The organism is Psychrobacter sp. GW64-MNA-CIBAN-0177, assembly GCF_040309585.1.
GTDB lineage: Bacteria > Pseudomonadota > Gammaproteobacteria > Pseudomonadales > Moraxellaceae > Psychrobacter > Psychrobacter okhotskensis.
This window is the reverse complement of record NZ_JBEOOY010000332.1, coordinates 1-263: the sequence shown is the minus strand read 5'-3', so window position 1 is coordinate 263 and position 263 is coordinate 1. Positions and strand designations below refer to the sequence as shown.

Sequence of the window (263 nt, the reverse complement as noted above, 5' to 3'; positions counted from 1 at the left end):
CCCAAGCCCTGTACCGCCAAATTGTGCGCTTACTTGTGGATTGGCTTGAGTAAAGTAGCTAAATATAGCCTTTTGCTCTGAGGGACCGATACCAATACCGGTATCTTGAATACTAAAATGGAGCCAAGGCTGCTGCGTATTGACGGCGTGTTGTAAGCGGTGATAGCTTGAAGGTAAAGCAAGCGGCAATGTGGCGGAAGTGTCAGCATTATCTAGAAAACTTGAGAGATGACGATTATTTTGAGGTTGAGACTTACTTAAAC

At 44.9% G+C, this 263-nt stretch carries 1 protein-coding gene; it reads right to left on the bottom strand.

Features of this window, described 5'->3' with window-relative positions; genetic code table 11:
* On the bottom strand, window positions 1-263 hold a 263-nt coding region (locus tag AAEY79_RS15315), incomplete at both ends, for an ATP-binding protein (protein ID WP_352289369.1).